This window comes from Pseudarthrobacter sp. fls2-241-R2A-168 (assembly GCF_030209335.1).
In the GTDB taxonomy this organism is placed as follows: Bacteria; Actinomycetota; Actinomycetes; order Actinomycetales; family Micrococcaceae; genus Arthrobacter.
On record NZ_JARVSG010000004.1, the window covers coordinates 356,365 to 372,653 of the forward strand.

Below are 16,289 nucleotides of genomic sequence, written 5' to 3' on the forward strand. Positions count from 1 at the left end.
TTTCAACCCCAACTATTGGGCGCTGTCTGACCCCGCCCGCACCCTAGCCTCGCAAGCTCGGCCAGGGAACCCTCCCCGCTACCTCCCCAATCTCGCAAGCTCGATTGGGGCCCCTCGGTAGCGTGGGCCCATGCGTGGGCCCACCCGCGTTGCGGCTACTTCCCCTGCCGGGCGGACAGCCGGGCCACCGCGAGGGCGAGCCAGAGCTGCACCCGGTCCGTGGTGACCGCGGGGTCGTAACCGGTCAGTTCGGTGATCTGTGCCAGCCGGTACCTGACCGTGTTGCGGTGCAGGGTGAGCTCCTCGGCGACGGCGGCCACGGAGCCGTTGTTGTTCAGGTAGCTTTCCAGCGTGGTCATCAGTTCGGCGCCATGGGCGGCGTCGAAGGTCCGCAGCGGATTCAGGGACTCGTGGGCCATGTCCGCCAGCGGCACGTCCTCACTGGCCAGCAGCAGCGACGTCAGGCTCAGCCGCTCCGGCTCGTTGACCGGCAGTCCGTGGCTGGCCGCATCCCGCGCCTCAAAGTAGCTCCAGCGCAGGCCGTTCGGCTTGGTGTACGCGCCGCCGATGCCGATCGTGGCGTGAATCCCCGCCTCCGCCAGGTGGTCGCTCAACTTCCGCGCCAGCGACGGCGCCGCCCCGCCGTCGTCGTTCATCACCAGCATCAGGTCCTTGCCCACGACGGCGGCCACGGACTTCTCCAGTTCCCGCGGCACCGAGGTGCTCACCAGGGCCTTGTGATGGGCGGCGGAGACAGCCAACAGCACCACGTTCTTGCGCGTGCTGTTGATGCCCACCCCGGCCAGGCGGCGCTGCGCCTCGCTGGTCTCCAGCGCCCCGTGGATCACGTCCTCCAGCACCTGCCCGCACAGGGCGCGCTCGGCCTGGCGCTGCTTGACCATGTTGTTCAGCTCAACACTGATCAGGTTCTGGGCGTACCCGATGATGCCCGAGTCCTCAAAGGGCTTGCGGACCCAGAGGGTGCAGGCATCCCGCCGGCCGGTGGGGATGGGGTAGGACGCCCAGGTATCGGCCTGCGGACTGTCTTTGGTGCTGTTGTACAGCTGTGCCGTGAACTGGGTGAGCGCGATGTCCGCGCGGAGCATGCCGCCCAGGTGCTTCAGGAGCTCGGCCAGGCCGCCGCCGGTCAGCAGTGCGCGCGCCAGCACCTGGTGGCCGGCGATCAGCCGTTCCAGTTTGGCGTAATGGTCCGCGGACTGGGCGTCCGCCACCAGCTTGCCGATGGCGATGAAGGGTGTTTCGTAGGGGACTTCCACCACCGGCAGGCCCCAGCGGTTGGCCTCGGCAAGCAGGGCCGGCGGTACTGCTTCATGTGACAGCCCCACGCCGAAGCCGATACCCACGGCGCCGGCCCGCTGTACCTGCCGGACAAAACGCCGCTGCTCGGGGGCCGATTTCAGCCGCAAGCCAGTGGTGAGGATGAGCTCGCCGCCATTGATGAAGCGTTGCGGGTCCTCCAGTTCGGTCACAGCCACCCAGTTGATGTCCTCGTGCCAGGTGGTCTCGGCGACCCCCACTTTGGACAGGTTCAGGGATTTGACACCCAGGAGGGCAGCAAGGGAAATGGCCATGAACCAAGGATAAACGGGCGCTAGTCAACCGCACTAAAAAGCGGCGGGAAAGGTGTGCAGGTGGCTATTCACGGCGCAGGGGCGCTGGCATAGGCTCAAGGCAGTCAGATCCATCAGTTTCGACGCCGATGGCCCCCAGGAAAGAGGTTGCACACCGTGGTCCAAACCTTGCAGAACTTCATCAACGGTTCCTTTGTCACGCCCGCCGGCAGCGGCACGCTGGACATCGTGAACCCCACGAACGGTGAAGTGGTGGCGCACTCGCCCATCTCCAACCAGCAGGACGTGGACGCTGCCATGGCTGCAGCCAAGGAAGCCTTCAAGAGCTGGAAGCACGTCACGCCCGGCCAGCGCCAGCTGATGCTGCTCAAGCTCGCCGACGCCGTCGAGGCCAACAGCGACGAACTGGTGGAGGCGCAGCACCGCAACACGGGCCAGGTGCGTTCCCTGATCGCGTCTGAGGAAGTCGCCGCTGGTGCGGACCAGCTGCGCTTCTTCGCCGGAGCAGCCCGCATCCTCGAGGGCAAGTCAGCTGGTGAGTACTTCGAGGGCTACACCTCCTACGTCCGCCGCGAACCCATCGGCGTTGTGGCCCAGGTGGCGCCCTGGAACTACCCGTTCCTGATGGCTATCTGGAAGATCGGCCCCGCGCTCGCAGCCGGCAACACCGTTGTCCTGAAGCCCTCGGACACCACCCCGGAGTCCACCCTGGTCCTGGCCCGTCTCGCCGGGGAGATCCTGCCCGCCGGCGTTCTGAACGTCGTGCTGGGCACCGGCCAGACCGGCGCCATGATGGTGGACCACAAGGTCCCCGGCCTGGTGTCCATCACGGGCTCGGTCCGCGCCGGCATCGCCGTCGCCTCCGGTGCCGCCAAGAGCCTCAAGCGGGCGCACCTGGAGCTGGGCGGCAAGGCGCCGGCTATCGTGTTCAAGGACGCCGACATCAAGAAGAGCGCCGCGGCCATCGCCGAGTTCGCCTTCTTCAACGCGGGCCAGGACTGCACCGCCATCACCCGGGTGCTGGTGGAGGAATCCGTGCATGACGACGTTGTGGCCGCCATGGTGGAGCACACCAAGACCCTGCACACCGGCTCGCAGAACGACGAAGACAACTACTTCGGCCCGCTGAACAACATCAACCACTTCAAGCAGGTCAGCTCCGTGGTGGAAAACCTTCCAGCGCACTGCCGGATCGAAACCGGCGGACACCAGGCGGGGGATAAGGGCTTCTTCTTCGAGCCCACCATCGTCACCGGTGCGAAGCAGACGGACAGCATCGTCCAGCAGGAAACGTTCGGACCGGTCATCACGGTGCAGAAGTTCAGCACGGAAGAAGAAGCGGTGGAACTGGCCAACGATGTGGACTACGCCCTGGCCTCCAGCGTCTGGACCTCCAACCACGGCACGGCCATGCGGCTCAGCCGCGACCTGGACTTCGGCGCCGTCTGGATCAACACCCACATCCTCCTCACCGCCGAGATGCCGCACGGCGGCTTCAAGCAGTCCGGCTACGGCAAAGACCTCTCCATGTACGGCGTCGAGGACTACACGCGCATCAAGCACGTGATGAGCGCACTGGACGCCTGACGAGTCCGCGCTAACGGCACCACTTCCCCAAACGCTCCCCGCAATTCCTGAAAGGCCCCCCATGACCACCACCGCATCAGACATCACCTTCCGGCTGGAACAGAAGCGCCGCGTCCAGGCCGACTTCCCGGGCCCCAAGTCCCTGGCCCTGGCTGAACGGCGCAAGTCCGTCGTCGCCGCGGGCGTCGCCTCCGGCGTCCCGGTATACGTTGCCGACGCCGACGGCGGCATCATCCACGACGTGGACGGCAACTCCTTCATCGACCTTGGTTCAGGCATCGCAGTGACCAGCGTGGGCGCGTCCGATCCCGCCGTCGTCGGTGCTGTCAAGGAAGCCGTGGAGCACTTCACGCACACCTGCTTTATGGTCACGCCGTACGAAGGTTACGTGGCTGTCGCCGAGCAGCTGAACCGCCTCACCCCGGGCGACCACGAGAAGCGCACCGTCCTGTTTAACTCCGGTGCGGAGGCAGTGGAGAACGCCATCAAGGTGGCCCGCCTCGCCACGGGGCGTGACGCTGTCGTGGCTTTCGACCACGCGTACCACGGCCGGACCAACCTCACCATGGCGCTGACCGCCAAAGCCATGCCCTACAAGACCAACTTCGGCCCGTTCGCGCCCGAGGTCTACCGCATGCCCATGAGCTACCCCTACCGCGAGGAAAACCCGGAGATCACCGGTGCCGAGGCCGCCAAGCGCGCCATCACCATGATCGAAAAGCAGATCGGCGGAGACCAGGTTGCCGCGATCATCATCGAACCCATCCAGGGCGAGGGCGGCTTCATCGTCCCCGCTGAAGGATTCCTCCCCGCACTGGCAGCCTGGGCCAAGGACAAGGGCATCGTCTTCATCGCCGACGAGGTCCAGTCCGGTTTCTGCCGCACCGGCGAATGGTTCGCCGTCAACCACGAAGGCGTCATCCCGGACATCATGACCCTGGCCAAGGGCATCGCCGGCGGCATGCCGCTCTCCGCCATCACCGGCCGGGCAGACCTGCTCGACGCCGTCCACCCGGGCGGCCTCGGCGGCACCTACGGCGGCAACCCGGTAGCCTGCGCCGCCGCACTTGCCTCCATCGGCACCATGGAGGAGTACGACCTGAACGGCCGCGCCCGCCACATCGAAGCCCTCGCCACTACCCGGCTGCGGGAACTGCAGCAGGAACTGGCATCCGCCGGAACCGGTGTCATCGGCGATGTCCGCGGCCGCGGTGCAATGCTGGCCATCGAACTGGTCCAGGCCGGCTCCAAGGAACCGAACCCGGAACTGACCAAGGCCGTTGCCGCCGCCTGCCTGAAGGAAGGCGTCATCATCCTGACGTGCGGCACCTACGGCAACGTCATCCGCCTCCTGCCGCCGCTGGTTATCACCGATGAGCTGCTGAACGACGGCCTGGAGGTCCTGGCTGCGGCCATCAAGGCCAACGCGTAGCCGTCAATAGAGTTAGCGTCCCCTCGCAACGGCGCGAACAAAACCTGGGCCCCGGAACTACCGTTCCGGGGCCCAGGGGTTTTAAGGCAGCTGTCGGTTTTTAAGGCAGCTGTCGGTTGACGTTATCCGGTCCGCCGATAACCACCTGCGCGGGGCTGTGCAGGACGTACCCGTTAAGCCAGGAAAACAAGGCCCGGACTTTCTGCTGGAATCCGGACAGGAGCGCCAGGTGCACCAGGAGCCAGGACAGGAAGGCCAGCGGCCCCTGGAGCTGCATGCGCTGCCGGCCGAGTTCAGCCACCGCCGCTCCCCGCCCGATCATGGCCATGTAGCCTTTGTCCACATAGCGGAACGGCTGCCGGGTGCCGCCGTTGAGGTCTGCGTTGATGTTGCGGGCTGCCCACTTGCCGGCTTGTTGAGCCACTGAGCCGAGCTGCGGCAGCTTGGCTCCGGTGGAGTCGGTGATGTTGGCGGCATCGCCAATGACGTAGACGCCCTCGACGTCGGGAACGGTCAGGTCGGTGCGGACATCGATCCGGCCGCCTTTCCCCTGGGGGAGCCCGGAACCGGCCAGGAGGTCGCCGCCCTTGAGCCCGCCGGCCCACACCACGATTCCTCCCGGGATGTCCGTCCCGTCGGCCAGCGTCACGCCGCCGTCACGAACTTCTGTGACGCCCACGCCCATGTGCATCTGGACGCCGATTTTTGCCAGGCGCTGCCGGGTGTACTCCTGGGACTTCGCCGAAAACATGGTGAGGACGGTGGGGACCATGTCCACCAGGTGCACGCGGCACCGCGCAGCCAATTCAGGGGAGAAGTACTTGGCCACGACGAATTTGATGTTTTCCGCCAGAGCCCCGGCTGTCTCCACGCCGGTGGGTCCGCCGCCCACCACGACCATCTCCACCGGCGCCCCCGGCTCCCGGTCCGCCCGGTCCAGCAGCCGGGTCACGCTGGTTCCCAAACGGGTTGCGTCCGTGACCGAATACAGCGGGAAGGTATGCTCCGCTGCGCCGGGAATGTTGAAGAAATTGGGGACGGCACCAACGGCAACCACCAGGATCTGCGCGCGGAATGTGTCACCCTCGGCTGTGGTGACAGTGTGGTTTGCGGCGTCGACGGCGGACACCTCGGCCGTCAGGACCCGGACGTTCCTGCGGCGCCGGAAAACCGACCGGATGGGCCGGGCAATGGCTGACACGCCGATCTGGGACGTGGCCACCTGGTACAGCAGCGGCTGGAACTGGTGGTAGTTGTTCGAGTCGATCAGCAGTACCCGGACGCCCTTGCGGCCAAGTTCCTTGGCTGCGGCGATGCCGGCGAATCCTGCCCCGATCACGATGACCTGATATGAGTCCTCCATCCGAGCAACCTACTCCACCGGGCTTCCCCGCAACAGTGGGTCAGGTGGATTTCAGGGAAGCTTTGCTCCTTCGGCGGGCCACGGACGTCTTGCGTGCGGTGCGCAGCATGTCCACGGTCAGGACCAGCAGCGCCAGCCACACCACGCCGAACCCGATCCAGCGGTCCACGGTCATTGCTTCCTTGAACACCAGCAGCGCCAGGATGAACTGCAGCACCGGTGCTGAATACTGGAGCAGCCCGATGGTGGTCATCGGGAGCCTGCGTGCCGCGGCACCGAAGAACACCAGCGGCACCGCGGTGATCACGCCGGAAGCCAGCAGAAGCCAGAAATGGCCGGGCCCCTGTGTGGTCAGGGTGGCGGTTCCGGCCGACGCCAGGTAAATCATGGTGGCGGCAGCAAACGGAGCCAGCACCACTGTTTCAACGCTGAGGCTGGTGACGGCATCCACCTTCGGACCAACCCGCTTTTTCACGAATCCGTACAGGCCAAAACTGAAGGCGAGCGTCAGTGCAATCCACGGGAGCTTTCCATAGGAATAGGTGAGCACTCCTACGGCGATGAAGCCGATGGCGACGGCCGCCCACTGCAGCGGCCGCAGTTTTTCCTTAAGTACCAGCACGCCAAGCATGACCGAAACCAGCGGATTGATGAAGTATCCCAGTGATGCCTCCACGGCCTGTCCCGTGGTCACCCCGTAGGTGTAGGTCAGCCAGTTGATGGCGATCAGGAAAGCGGCCACGGCAAGCGTCCCAAAAACGGAGCGGTCCCGCAGTGCCAGGGACAGGGTGCCCCATGATCGGGTCACCGTGATGAGGAGCGCACAGAACAGCAGCGACCACACCACCCGGTTGGCCACAATTTCGACGGCGCCTGCCGGCATCAGCACAAAGAAGTACAGCGGGAGCAGCCCCCACAGTCCGTAGGCGCCGATGCCAAACAGGATCCCCGCCGTCGTCTCCTTGTCCACGGCCTTCGGCGCCCCCTTGGTGCCGGCGCCGCCTGCGGGTGCCCCGCTTACTGCTGCTGCAGGAGCCGGCCCTGGCGAGGACGTTGGGGTAGCCGGAGCGGGCAGGTGGGCGGGGGAGGAGGATCCGTCGGGAAAAGGCACAACACCCATAACATCACTTCCAGGACGGGTATTCCGGCAAATAGTCAGTAGGCTTGCTTTTATGACTTACGCCGACCGGCCGGAGACCGCCCCATGAGGCTCCGGCGCAGCAACGCTTCGGGCCGCGGCTACCGCCGGGTGGCGGCGGGCAAGGGTTTCAGTTACCGGGACCTGGACGGCTCCACCCTGCCACCGGGGCCCGTCCGCGAGCGGCTGGAAAGTATCGGAATACCGCCGGCGTGGACGGATGTTTGGATTGCCCCGTTCGAGAACGGGCACATCCAGGCCACCGGCGTGGACGCGGTGGGCCGGCGGCAGTACATCTACCACCCGGAATGGCGGGAGCGGAAGGACCGGGTGAAGTTCAACCGGGCGCTCCAGCTGGCCGAATCGCTGCCGGGTGCCCGCCGTCGGGTAACCATGGACCTGCGAAGTGACGGATTTTCGCGAGACCGGGTCCTTGCGGCCGCCTTCCGGATGCTGGACAGCGGGTCACTGCGGGTGGGGTCCGAGCGGTACACCAACGAGAACGGCAGCCGTGGCCTGGCCACCCTGCTCTGCGCCCACGTGCAGGTGCGCAAGGACCGGATCCTGTTGAGGTTCCCTGCCAAGAGCGGCAAGGACTGGGAGTCGGAAATCCGCGACGCCGACCTTGCCGCCCTGCTGCGGCTGCTCAAGCGGCGGGGACCCAACGCCCGGCTCCTGGCGTACAAGGACGGGCGGCAGTGGCGGCCGGTTACCAGTGCGGACATCAACGCCTACGTGAAGGAGCGGACCGGCTCGGACTTTACCGCCAAGGACTTCCGGACCCTGCGGGGCACGGTGGCGGCGGCTGCCAGCCTTGCCAGGACCGGCCCGCAGAGAACGGCGGCGAAGCGGAAGCGGGCCATCAGCCGGGCGATGGTGGACGCCTCCGAAGTACTGGGGAACACGCCGTCGATCGCGCGCAAAAGCTATGTGGACCCCCGCGTGGTGGACCACTACCACGAGGGCGAAACCATCGACCCCAAGCGGCCGGACTCCGCCGAGGCCGAGCTGCGCGCGCTGCTCTACCGCGAAGGCGATGTGGTTCCGCTGGCCAAAAGCGGATAAGGCCGGCTTTGTGCTCCGCGGCCAGGGGTCCGGGGCCAATTAGAATAAGTGACTGTGCGCTGCTCCTACCTGCGCATCCTCATCGGTCAGAAGGGCTCCGAGTGTCCAACCACGGCGAAACCACCCCCACACGTCCGCTCCGCGTAGCCATCGTGGGCGCCGGGCCGGCAGGAGTCTACGCTGCGGACATCCTCACAAAGTCCAGTGGCGTGAAGGAGGGCGACTTCGAAGTCAGTATCGACCTTTTTGAGGCCTACCCCGCGCCGTACGGCCTGATCCGGTACGGCGTGGCCCCGGACCACCCCCGCATCAAGGGCATCGTTAATGCGCTGCACAAGGTCCTGGACCGCGGCGACATCCGGTTCCTGGGCAACGTCACCTACGGGCGGGACCTTACCCTCCACGATTTCCGCGCCTTCTACGACGCCGTCATCTTCTCAACCGGCGCCGTCAAGGATGCGGACCTGGGTATCCCGGGCATCGACCTGCAGGGCTCCTTCGGCGGAGCCGACTTTGTGTCCTGGTACGACGGGCACCCGGACGTGCCGCGGGACTGGCCCCTGGACGCCAAGGAGATTGCCGTCATCGGCAACGGCAATGTGGCGCTGGACGTGGCCCGCATGCTGGTCAAGCATCCGGAGGAGCTGCTCAGCACCGAGATTCCGGACAACGTCTACCAGGGACTGAAGGCTTCGCCGGTGACGGACGTGCACGTGTTTGGCCGCCGCGGCCCGGCCCAAGTGAAGTTCACGCCGCTGGAGCTGCGGGAGCTCAGCCACATGAATGACGTGGACATCGTGCTCTACCCGGAGGACTTCGAGTTCGATGAGGCCTCCGACGAAGCCATCCGCAGCAACAACCAGATCAAGACCATGGTGAACACGCTCACCAACTGGCTCGTGGAGGAGCATACCGAATCGGAGAACCCCTCCTCCCGCCGGCTGCACCTGCACTTCCTGCACAGTCCCGTTGAGATTTACGACGACGGCGGATCGGGCAAGGTGGCAGGCATCAAGTTTGAGCGCATGCAGCTTGACGGCACGGGCAACGCCAAAGGCACCGGCGAGTTCATCGACTACCCCGTGCAGGCCGTCTACCGCGCCATCGGCTACCACGGCTCGGCCCTGGACGAACTGGAGTACGACGCAAAGCGCGGTGTCATCCCCAACGAGGGCGGCCGTGTGCTGGACGCCGCAGGTAACCCGGTGCCCGGGATCTACGCCACCGGGTGGATCAAGCGCGGCCCGGTGGGCCTGATCGGCCACACCAAGGGCGACGCGTTGGAGACCATCGGCTTCCTCCTGGAGGACCGGCTCACCCTGCCGCCCGCGCAGAACCCCGATCCGCAGGCCATCATCCGCCTGCTGGAGGAACGCGGCATCGAATACACCACGTGGGAAGGCTGGAACAAGCTCGATGCCCACGAAGCGGGCCTGGGCGCGGCCTGGACCGGCCCCGAAGGCCTCGACCATGTGGTGCGCGAACGCATCAAGGTGGTGCCGCGCGAGGAGATGATCCGCATCTCCCGGGGCTGACCACCCCGCCGGCAGGCCTAGGTGGGGGAGGAGGGCAGGGTTAGAATTGCCACCACCCCTTGGCCGGCACGGCAGCGCCGTGCCTACAGGCAGCACAGGAGTTCGATGAAGAACCTGATCCAGCTGGAGCCGCTGCAGCGCGGCGCACTGGCCGCCCACGAGCTGCTCGACGGCGGCTCCCTGCACGATGCCTCCAGCGGCCTGCGCAACCTGATCCGCGAATCGTGGCAGCGCTCCGCCGGATTCAAGGCGGACCCGGACAACCCTGCCGCTCCACTGGCCATGGACCGGGATGAGCTCGAGGATTACCGCAGCCATCACCCCCTGGCCGCCATCATGCCGGTCATCAACAAACTCCTGGTCCAGCCCAGCCACGACAGCGGCCTGCTGGTGGCGGTGGGCGACGAAGTGGGCCGGCTGCTCTGGGTGGAGGGCGATCCGGCGCTGCAGCGCAGGGCAGAGGGCATGATGTTTGTTGCCGGCGCCGACTGGTCCGAGGCCACGGTGGGCACCAGCGCCCCCGGAACCGCCCTTGCCCTGGGCCGGGGCATCCAGATTGCCGGCGCTGAGCATTACCAGCGGGCGGTGCACCCCTGGAGCTGCACGGCGGTGCCCTTCCACGACCCGGATTCCGGTGCCGTCCTCGGCGTCGTGGACATCACGGGCACGGCCACGGCGGTGGCGCCGCATACCCTGTCGCTGGTGGAGGCAACAGTAGCGGCCGCCCAGGCACAGCTGCGGGTGGAGCGCCTTCAGCTTGCCGCGGAGCTTGCGAACAGGCCGGCACGACGCCGGGCCACGGCTTCCGCTTCCCGCGCACCGGGGCAGGGGGTCAAGGAAGGCAGCCTGTACCGGAACAGCCTGCAGCTGCTGGGCCGCGACCAGGCACTGCTCAGCCTGGAAGGAAAAACCATTGTTCTTTCCGCCCGGCACAGCGAGATCCTGGCGCTGCTCAGCACCCACCCCGACGGGCTTTCTGCTGAGGAACTGGGCGTCCTGCTCTATCCCGGTGAGGGTTCCACCATCACCCTGAGGGCTGAAATGGTGCGCCTGCGCAAAGTCCTCCAGCAACTGAGCCCCGATGCCGTTCCCGGTTCCCGGCCCTATCGGCTTCCGGTCGATGTGGTGCCGGACAGCGGCCAGGTGCTGAGCTGCCTGCAACGCGGCGCGCACCGCATCGCCCTGGAAATCTACCGCGGCGCTGTCCTGCCGCGGTCCGAGGCGCCCGGCGTCGTGGAGCTGCGCAACAAGGTCTCGTTGCTCCTGCGAGAGGCAGTCCTCACGGACGGCAGCGCCGAGTCGCTGCTCAAGTACGCCGAACTTCCCGAGGCAAGGGACGACGTCGGGGTCCGCCGCGCCGCCCTGCGCCTCCTGCCCGCCCGCTCACCCAAGCGGGCCGCCGTCGTCGCGGACCTGGAGCGGCTGGAAGCCGAGCTGCGCGCGTAAGCCGGCGCCGTTGGTTGAGCCTGTCGAAACTGCGCGCCCACCCGCCGGTGGTTGAGCCTGTCGAAACCGGGTTGCGCGCTTAAGCCCCGGATTTCGACGGGCTCAACCACCGGGACAGCGTTGCAACCTGACTGCAACCTGCCCGCTCCTACGCTGATTCCAACGGCGGCCGCCAGCAGCAAGAGCCGCCCTCTGCACAGCAAAGGAGCTAGCAATGACTGTTTACGCCCAGCCCGGTACCGAGGGTTCGAAGGTCACCTTCAAGGACCGCTACGAGAACTGGATCGGCGGCGAATGGGTGGCCCCGGTCAAGGGCCAGTACTTCGAAAACATCACGCCCGTCACCGGCGAAGCCTTCTGCGAGGTAGCCCGCGGAACCGCAGAAGACATCGACCTGGCGCTGGACGCGGCCCACAAGGTTGCACCGTCCTGGGGCAAGACGTCCGTGGCCGAGCGCGCCGCCATCCTGAACAAGATCGCCGACCGCATCGACGAGAACCTGGAAATGCTCGCCGTCGCCGAATCGTGGGACAACGGCAAGCCCATCCGCGAAACCCTCAACGCCGACATTCCGCTGGCCGCCGACCACTTCCGCTACTTCGCCTCCGCCGTCCGTGCCCAGGAGGGCCGGCTCTCCCAGCTCGACGACGACACCACCGCCTACCACTTCCACGAGCCGCTCGGCGTCGTCGGCCAGATCATTCCCTGGAACTTCCCCATCCTGATGGCCGTCTGGAAGCTTGCGCCGGCGCTCGCGGCAGGCAACGCCGTGGTGCTCAAGCCTGCCGAGCAGACGCCGAGCTCCATCCTGGTCCTGGTGGAACTCATCGGCGACCTGCTGCCCGCAGGCGTGCTGAACATCGTCAACGGCTTCGGCGTGGAGGCCGGCAAGCCGCTCGCATCCAGCCCGAGGATCCGCAAGATTGCCTTTACCGGCGAGACCACCACCGGCCGCCTGATCAGCCAGTACGCGAGCCAGAACCTCATCCCCGTCACGCTGGAACTGGGCGGCAAGAGCCCGAACATCTTCTTCAACGACGTCGCCCAGGACAACGACGCGTTCTACGACAAAGCACAGGAAGGCTTCGCGCTGTTCGCCTTCAACCAGGGCGAAGTCTGCACCTGCCCGTCCCGGGCGCTGGTCCAGGAGGACATCTACGAATCCTTCATGGCCGACGCCGTGGCCAGGGTGGAGAAAATGATCCAGGGCAACCCCCTGGACACCGAAACCCAAGTGGGCGCCCAAGCCTCCAACGACCAGCTCGAGAAAATCCTCTCCTATATCGACATCGGCAAGCAGGAAGGTGCCAAGGTCCTCACCGGCGGCGGCCGCGCCGAACTGCCCGGCGACCTGGCCGGGGGCTACTACGTCCAGCCCACCGTCTTCGAGGGCCACAACAAGATGCGGATTTTCCAGGAGGAGATCTTCGGCCCGGTGGTGGCAGTCACGAAGTTCAGCGACTACAACGACGCCATGGGCCTGGCCAACGACACCCTGTACGGCCTGGGCGCCGGCGTCTGGTCCCGCAACGGCAACATCGCCTACCGCGCTGGCCGCGAAATCCAGGCCGGCCGCGTCTGGGTCAACAACTACCACGCCTACCCGGCGGGCGCCGCGTTCGGCGGCTATAAGTCCTCGGGCATCGGGCGCGAGAACCACGCCATGATGCTGGACCACTACCAGCAGACCAAGAACCTGCTGGTCAGCTACAACGAAAACAAGCTCGGCTTCTTCTAACAACACCACCGCTACAACGACGCAAGGATTTCGCCAATGACGACGACAATGCAAGCAGCAGTAGTAACCGAATTCGGCACCGACCTCCAGATCCAGGACCTGCCCATCCCAAAGCCCGCCCCCGGGGAAGCCCTCGTCAAGGTGCTCACCACTGGTGTGTGCCACACGGATCTGCACGCCGCCGAAGGCGACTGGCCGGTCAAGCCCTCGCCGCCCTTTGTTCCCGGGCACGAAGGAGTGGGTGAAGTGGTGGCACTCGGGGACGGCGTCACCGACCTTGCTGTCGGCGACATGGTGGGCAACGCCTGGCTGTGGTCCGCCTGCGGCGACTGCCAATACTGCCGCACCGGCTGGGAAACCCTGTGCGAGGCACAGAAGAACGGCGGCTACAGCGTCGACGGGTCCTTCGGCGAATATATGCTCGTCGATACCCGCTTCGCCGCCCGGATACCGGCGGGATCCGACCCCGTCGAGGTGGCGCCGGTGCTCTGCGCCGGTGTCACCGTCTACAAGGGCCTGAAGATGACCGAAGCCAAGCCGGGCCAGTGGGTGACCATCTCCGGCATCGGCGGCCTGGGGCATATCGCGGTGCAGTACGCCGTGGCGATGGGCCTGCGGGTTGCCGCGGTGGACATTGCCGACGACAAACTCGCCCTCGCCAAGGCACACGGGGCCGAACTGACGGTCAACGCTTTGCACGAAGACCCCGTGGAAGTGATCCAGCGTGAAACCGGAGGTTGCCATGGAGTCCTGGTCACTGCAGTGCACCCGTCAGCGTTCGGGCAGGCCATTGGAATGGTCCGCCGCGGCGGCACGATTGTGTTCAACGGGCTGCCGCCGGGCGACTTTCCGGCGCCCATCTTCGAGATTGTGCTCAAGGGCCTGACGGTCCGCGGCTCGATCGTCGGAACCCGGCAGGACCTGGAGGAGGCCCTGGACTTTTACGCCCAGGGCAAGATCCATCCCACGGTCTCCGTCCGGGAACTCGCCGAGGTCAACGCGGTTTTTGACGAGATGAAACACGCCAAAATCGACGGCCGCGTGGTCCTGAGGTTTTGATGACCCAGGACAGCATCCATGCTGCAGTGACGCTGCCCGGGGAGGACTTCTCCCGGGTGGCGCTCACGCCGGCGGCCACCGAGTTGCTGCGTTTGCTGTGGGTTCGGCACGGGCCGCTCATGTTCCACCAGTCCGGCGGGTGCTGCGACGGGTCCTCACCCATGTGCTACCCGGCAGGAGACTTCCTGACCGGTGACTCGGATGTGCTGCTGGGCATATTCGATGTGTCCGAGGGGCTGGAGCCGCAGCCGCTGGAGTTCTGGATGTCCCGGGAGCAGTTCAACTACTGGAGCCACACGCACCTGACCGTTGACGTGGTGCCGGGGCGGGGCAGCGGATTTTCGGTGGAAGCGCCCGAAGGCAAGCGGTTCCTGATCCGGTCCGCACTGATGGATTGGCCGGCATAGTACTTCGGCCCTACAGGCTTGAGGTCCTCCATTTGGAGGGCCTCAAGCGCTTTATGCAGAACATAGTTTGGCAGCTCTGCCGTCTCACCATTCGGAACAATTGGGACCGTCCAGTGGATGGACACTATCGTTGATAGGTCTGTTTCCATCAGAAATCAGGATTGTGATCCCCCTATGAACCTTCTCCGGACCAAATCAATCGAGCAGTCCATCGCTGACGCCGATGAACCCGGACGCAAGCTCAAACGGTCCCTCAGCACGTGGGACCTGATGATCATGGGCGTTGCGGTGGCTGTGGGTGCCGGTATCTTCTCTGTTGGTGCCAAGGCCGCAGCCAACTTCTCCGGCCCTGCCGTGACGTTGTCCTTCGCCATCGCCGCCGTCACCTGCGCCCTTGCCATCATGTGCTACGCCGAGTTCGCCACCGCCATTCCCGTGGCAGGCTCCGCCTACGTGTTCACCTACGCCACGATGGGTGAGCTGCTTGCCTGGATCATCGGCTGGAACCTGATCCTTGAGCTCTTCACGGCCGCAGCGGTGATCGCCAAGTACTGGGGCATCTACCTCAGCAAGGTGTTCGCGCTGATGGGTGCCGACATTCCGCCGGCAATCTCGCTGGGCGGGGTGGACCTCTACTGGGGCGCCTTCCTCATCGTTGCCGTGTTCACGGTACTGCTGGTGCTGGGTACGAAGCTGTCCGCCCGCGTGGGCAACATCTTCACCCTGATCAAGATCGGTGTGGTGCTCTTTGTGATCGTCGTCGGCTTCACCTACGTGAAGTTCGAAAACTACACTCCCTTCATTCCCGCCGCCGAGCCCACCGGTGGTGCCGGCGCCGCGGATGTGCTGAAGCAGTCGTTCTTCGGGTTCCTCACCGGAGCCGCCCCGGCACAATACGGGACCCTGGGCATCTTCGCCGGCGCTGCACTGGTGTTCTTCGCCTTCATCGGCTTCGATGTTGTGGCCACCTCGGCCGAGGAAGTCAAGAACCCGCAGAAGACCCTGCCGAGGGGCATCTTCGGGGGGCTCGCCGTGGTGACGCTGCTCTACATCCTGGTATCACTGGCCCTGACCGGCATGGTCTCCTACACGCAGCTGGCCGAGGCGAAGAGCCCCACCCTCACCACAGCCTTCGAAGCCGTGGGTGACACCTCCGCCGCCAAGGTCATTGCCTTCGGTTCCCTGGTTGGCCTGACCACCGTGATCATGGTGCTCCTGATGGGCCTGTCCCGGGTGGTACTGGCGATGAGCCGCGACGGCCTCCTGCCCCGTGCGCTGTCCAAGACCAGTGACAAGCGCTCGACGCCGGTCCGCCTCCAGATCATCTGCGGTGCCGCCGTGGCCCTGGTGGCGGGGCTGACCAACGTGGACCTGCTCGAGGAAATGATCAACATCGGTACGCTGTCCGCCTTTGTGGTGGTGAGCCTGGGCATCCTGGTGCTCCGCAAGAAGCGTCCGGATCTCAAGCCCGCGTTCCGCGTTCCCTTCGGTAAGGTCCTGCCGGTTGTGTCCGCCGTGCTGTGCCTTTACCTGATGACGAACCTTGCCGTGGAGACCTGGATCTTCTTCGCCATCTGGCTGGCGATCGGCCTGGCCATCTACTTCGCCTACGGCCAGCGCCACTCCCGTTTGAACGAGAGGTTCGCCACGGCAAACACCGCCGTCAACGGGGGTCCTGTGGAAGCTGGTACTCCGGTGGCGTCGGCCGACGACGAGGACGAGCTGACACGCGCCTGACACTGACCTGCGCCTGGCGCTGACCTGCGCCTGAGCGCTGGTCGTGGCTGACGCCGGAGCCGCAGAACCGCCCGCTGATCCTGGAATCAGCGGGCGGTTCTGCGTTTGCCTGCCGGTCGGAGCGAGAATTGGGAGTGCGGCAGGACGGAGTCTGCAGTTCAATAAAAGTGCACCTGTGGCGGCGGGCCAC

12 protein-coding genes are annotated in these 16,289 nt (G+C 65.8%); 9 read left to right on the forward strand and 3 right to left on the reverse strand.

Going from position 1 to position 16,289, the window contains the following annotated elements:
• Nucleotides 1-155: 155 nt before the first annotated feature.
• Nucleotides 156-1,592 (reverse strand): PucR family transcriptional regulator, encoded by a 1,437-nt coding sequence (locus QRN11_RS03585; RefSeq protein ID WP_091416198.1) that lies wholly within the window; start codon nucleotides 1,590-1,592, stop codon nucleotides 156-158.
• 156 nt (nucleotides 1,593-1,748) lie between these two features.
• On the opposite strand from QRN11_RS03585, the gene QRN11_RS03590 reads away from it, so the two are divergent.
• Nucleotides 1,749-3,179 (forward strand): gamma-aminobutyraldehyde dehydrogenase, encoded by a 1,431-nt coding sequence (locus QRN11_RS03590; protein WP_285249912.1) that lies wholly within the window; start codon nucleotides 1,749-1,751, stop codon nucleotides 3,177-3,179.
• Between the two features lie 61 nt (nucleotides 3,180-3,240).
• Nucleotides 3,241-4,611, forward strand: a complete 1,371-nt coding sequence (gene gabT, locus QRN11_RS03595) for a 4-aminobutyrate--2-oxoglutarate transaminase (protein ID WP_285249913.1) — start codon at nucleotides 3,241-3,243, stop codon at nucleotides 4,609-4,611.
• Nucleotides 4,612-4,711: 100 nt separating this feature from the next.
• Here the strand turns inward: gabT and QRN11_RS03600 are convergent, their stop codons facing one another.
• Both QRN11_RS03600 and rarD read right to left on the reverse strand, forming a co-directional pair.
• Nucleotides 4,712-5,974, reverse strand: a complete 1,263-nt coding sequence (locus QRN11_RS03600; RefSeq protein ID WP_285249914.1) for an NAD(P)/FAD-dependent oxidoreductase — start codon at nucleotides 5,972-5,974, stop codon at nucleotides 4,712-4,714.
• 40 nt (nucleotides 5,975-6,014) lie between these two features.
• Nucleotides 6,015-7,094, reverse strand: a complete 1,080-nt coding sequence (rarD, locus tag QRN11_RS03605) for an EamA family transporter RarD (RefSeq protein ID WP_285249915.1) — start codon at nucleotides 7,092-7,094, stop codon at nucleotides 6,015-6,017.
• Between the two features lie 84 nt (nucleotides 7,095-7,178).
• On the opposite strand from rarD, the gene QRN11_RS03610 reads away from it, so the two are divergent.
• From QRN11_RS03610 to QRN11_RS03640, 7 genes are all read left to right on the forward strand, one after another.
• Nucleotides 7,179-8,177, forward strand: coding sequence for a DNA topoisomerase IB (locus QRN11_RS03610; RefSeq protein ID WP_091416187.1), 999 nt, complete (start codon nucleotides 7,179-7,181; stop codon nucleotides 8,175-8,177).
• 101 nt (nucleotides 8,178-8,278) lie between these two features.
• Entirely contained in the window at nucleotides 8,279-9,712 is a 1,434-nt protein-coding gene (locus tag QRN11_RS03615) for an FAD-dependent oxidoreductase (RefSeq protein WP_285249916.1), read from the forward strand.
• Nucleotides 9,713-9,817: 105 nt separating this feature from the next.
• Nucleotides 9,818-11,158, forward strand: a complete 1,341-nt coding sequence (locus QRN11_RS03620; protein WP_285249917.1) for a helix-turn-helix domain-containing protein — start codon at nucleotides 9,818-9,820, stop codon at nucleotides 11,156-11,158.
• A gap of 214 nt (nucleotides 11,159-11,372) precedes the next feature.
• Nucleotides 11,373-12,896 (forward strand): acetaldehyde dehydrogenase ExaC, encoded by a 1,524-nt coding sequence (exaC, locus tag QRN11_RS03625; RefSeq protein ID WP_285249918.1) that lies wholly within the window; start codon nucleotides 11,373-11,375, stop codon nucleotides 12,894-12,896.
• Nucleotides 12,897-12,932: 36 nt separating this feature from the next.
• A complete protein-coding gene (adhP, locus tag QRN11_RS03630; RefSeq protein ID WP_285249919.1) occupies nucleotides 12,933-13,955 on the forward strand; it encodes an alcohol dehydrogenase AdhP in 1,023 nt (340 codons plus the stop codon).
• Entirely contained in the window at nucleotides 13,955-14,362 is a 408-nt protein-coding gene (locus tag QRN11_RS03635; RefSeq protein WP_285249920.1) for a DUF779 domain-containing protein, read from the forward strand. The genes adhP and QRN11_RS03635 overlap by 1 nt, the downstream gene beginning before the upstream one ends.
• Nucleotides 14,363-14,536: 174 nt before the next feature.
• Nucleotides 14,537-16,099 (forward strand): amino acid permease, encoded by a 1,563-nt coding sequence (locus QRN11_RS03640; RefSeq protein WP_142060588.1) that lies wholly within the window; start codon nucleotides 14,537-14,539, stop codon nucleotides 16,097-16,099.
• Nucleotides 16,100-16,289 lie beyond the last annotated feature (190 nt).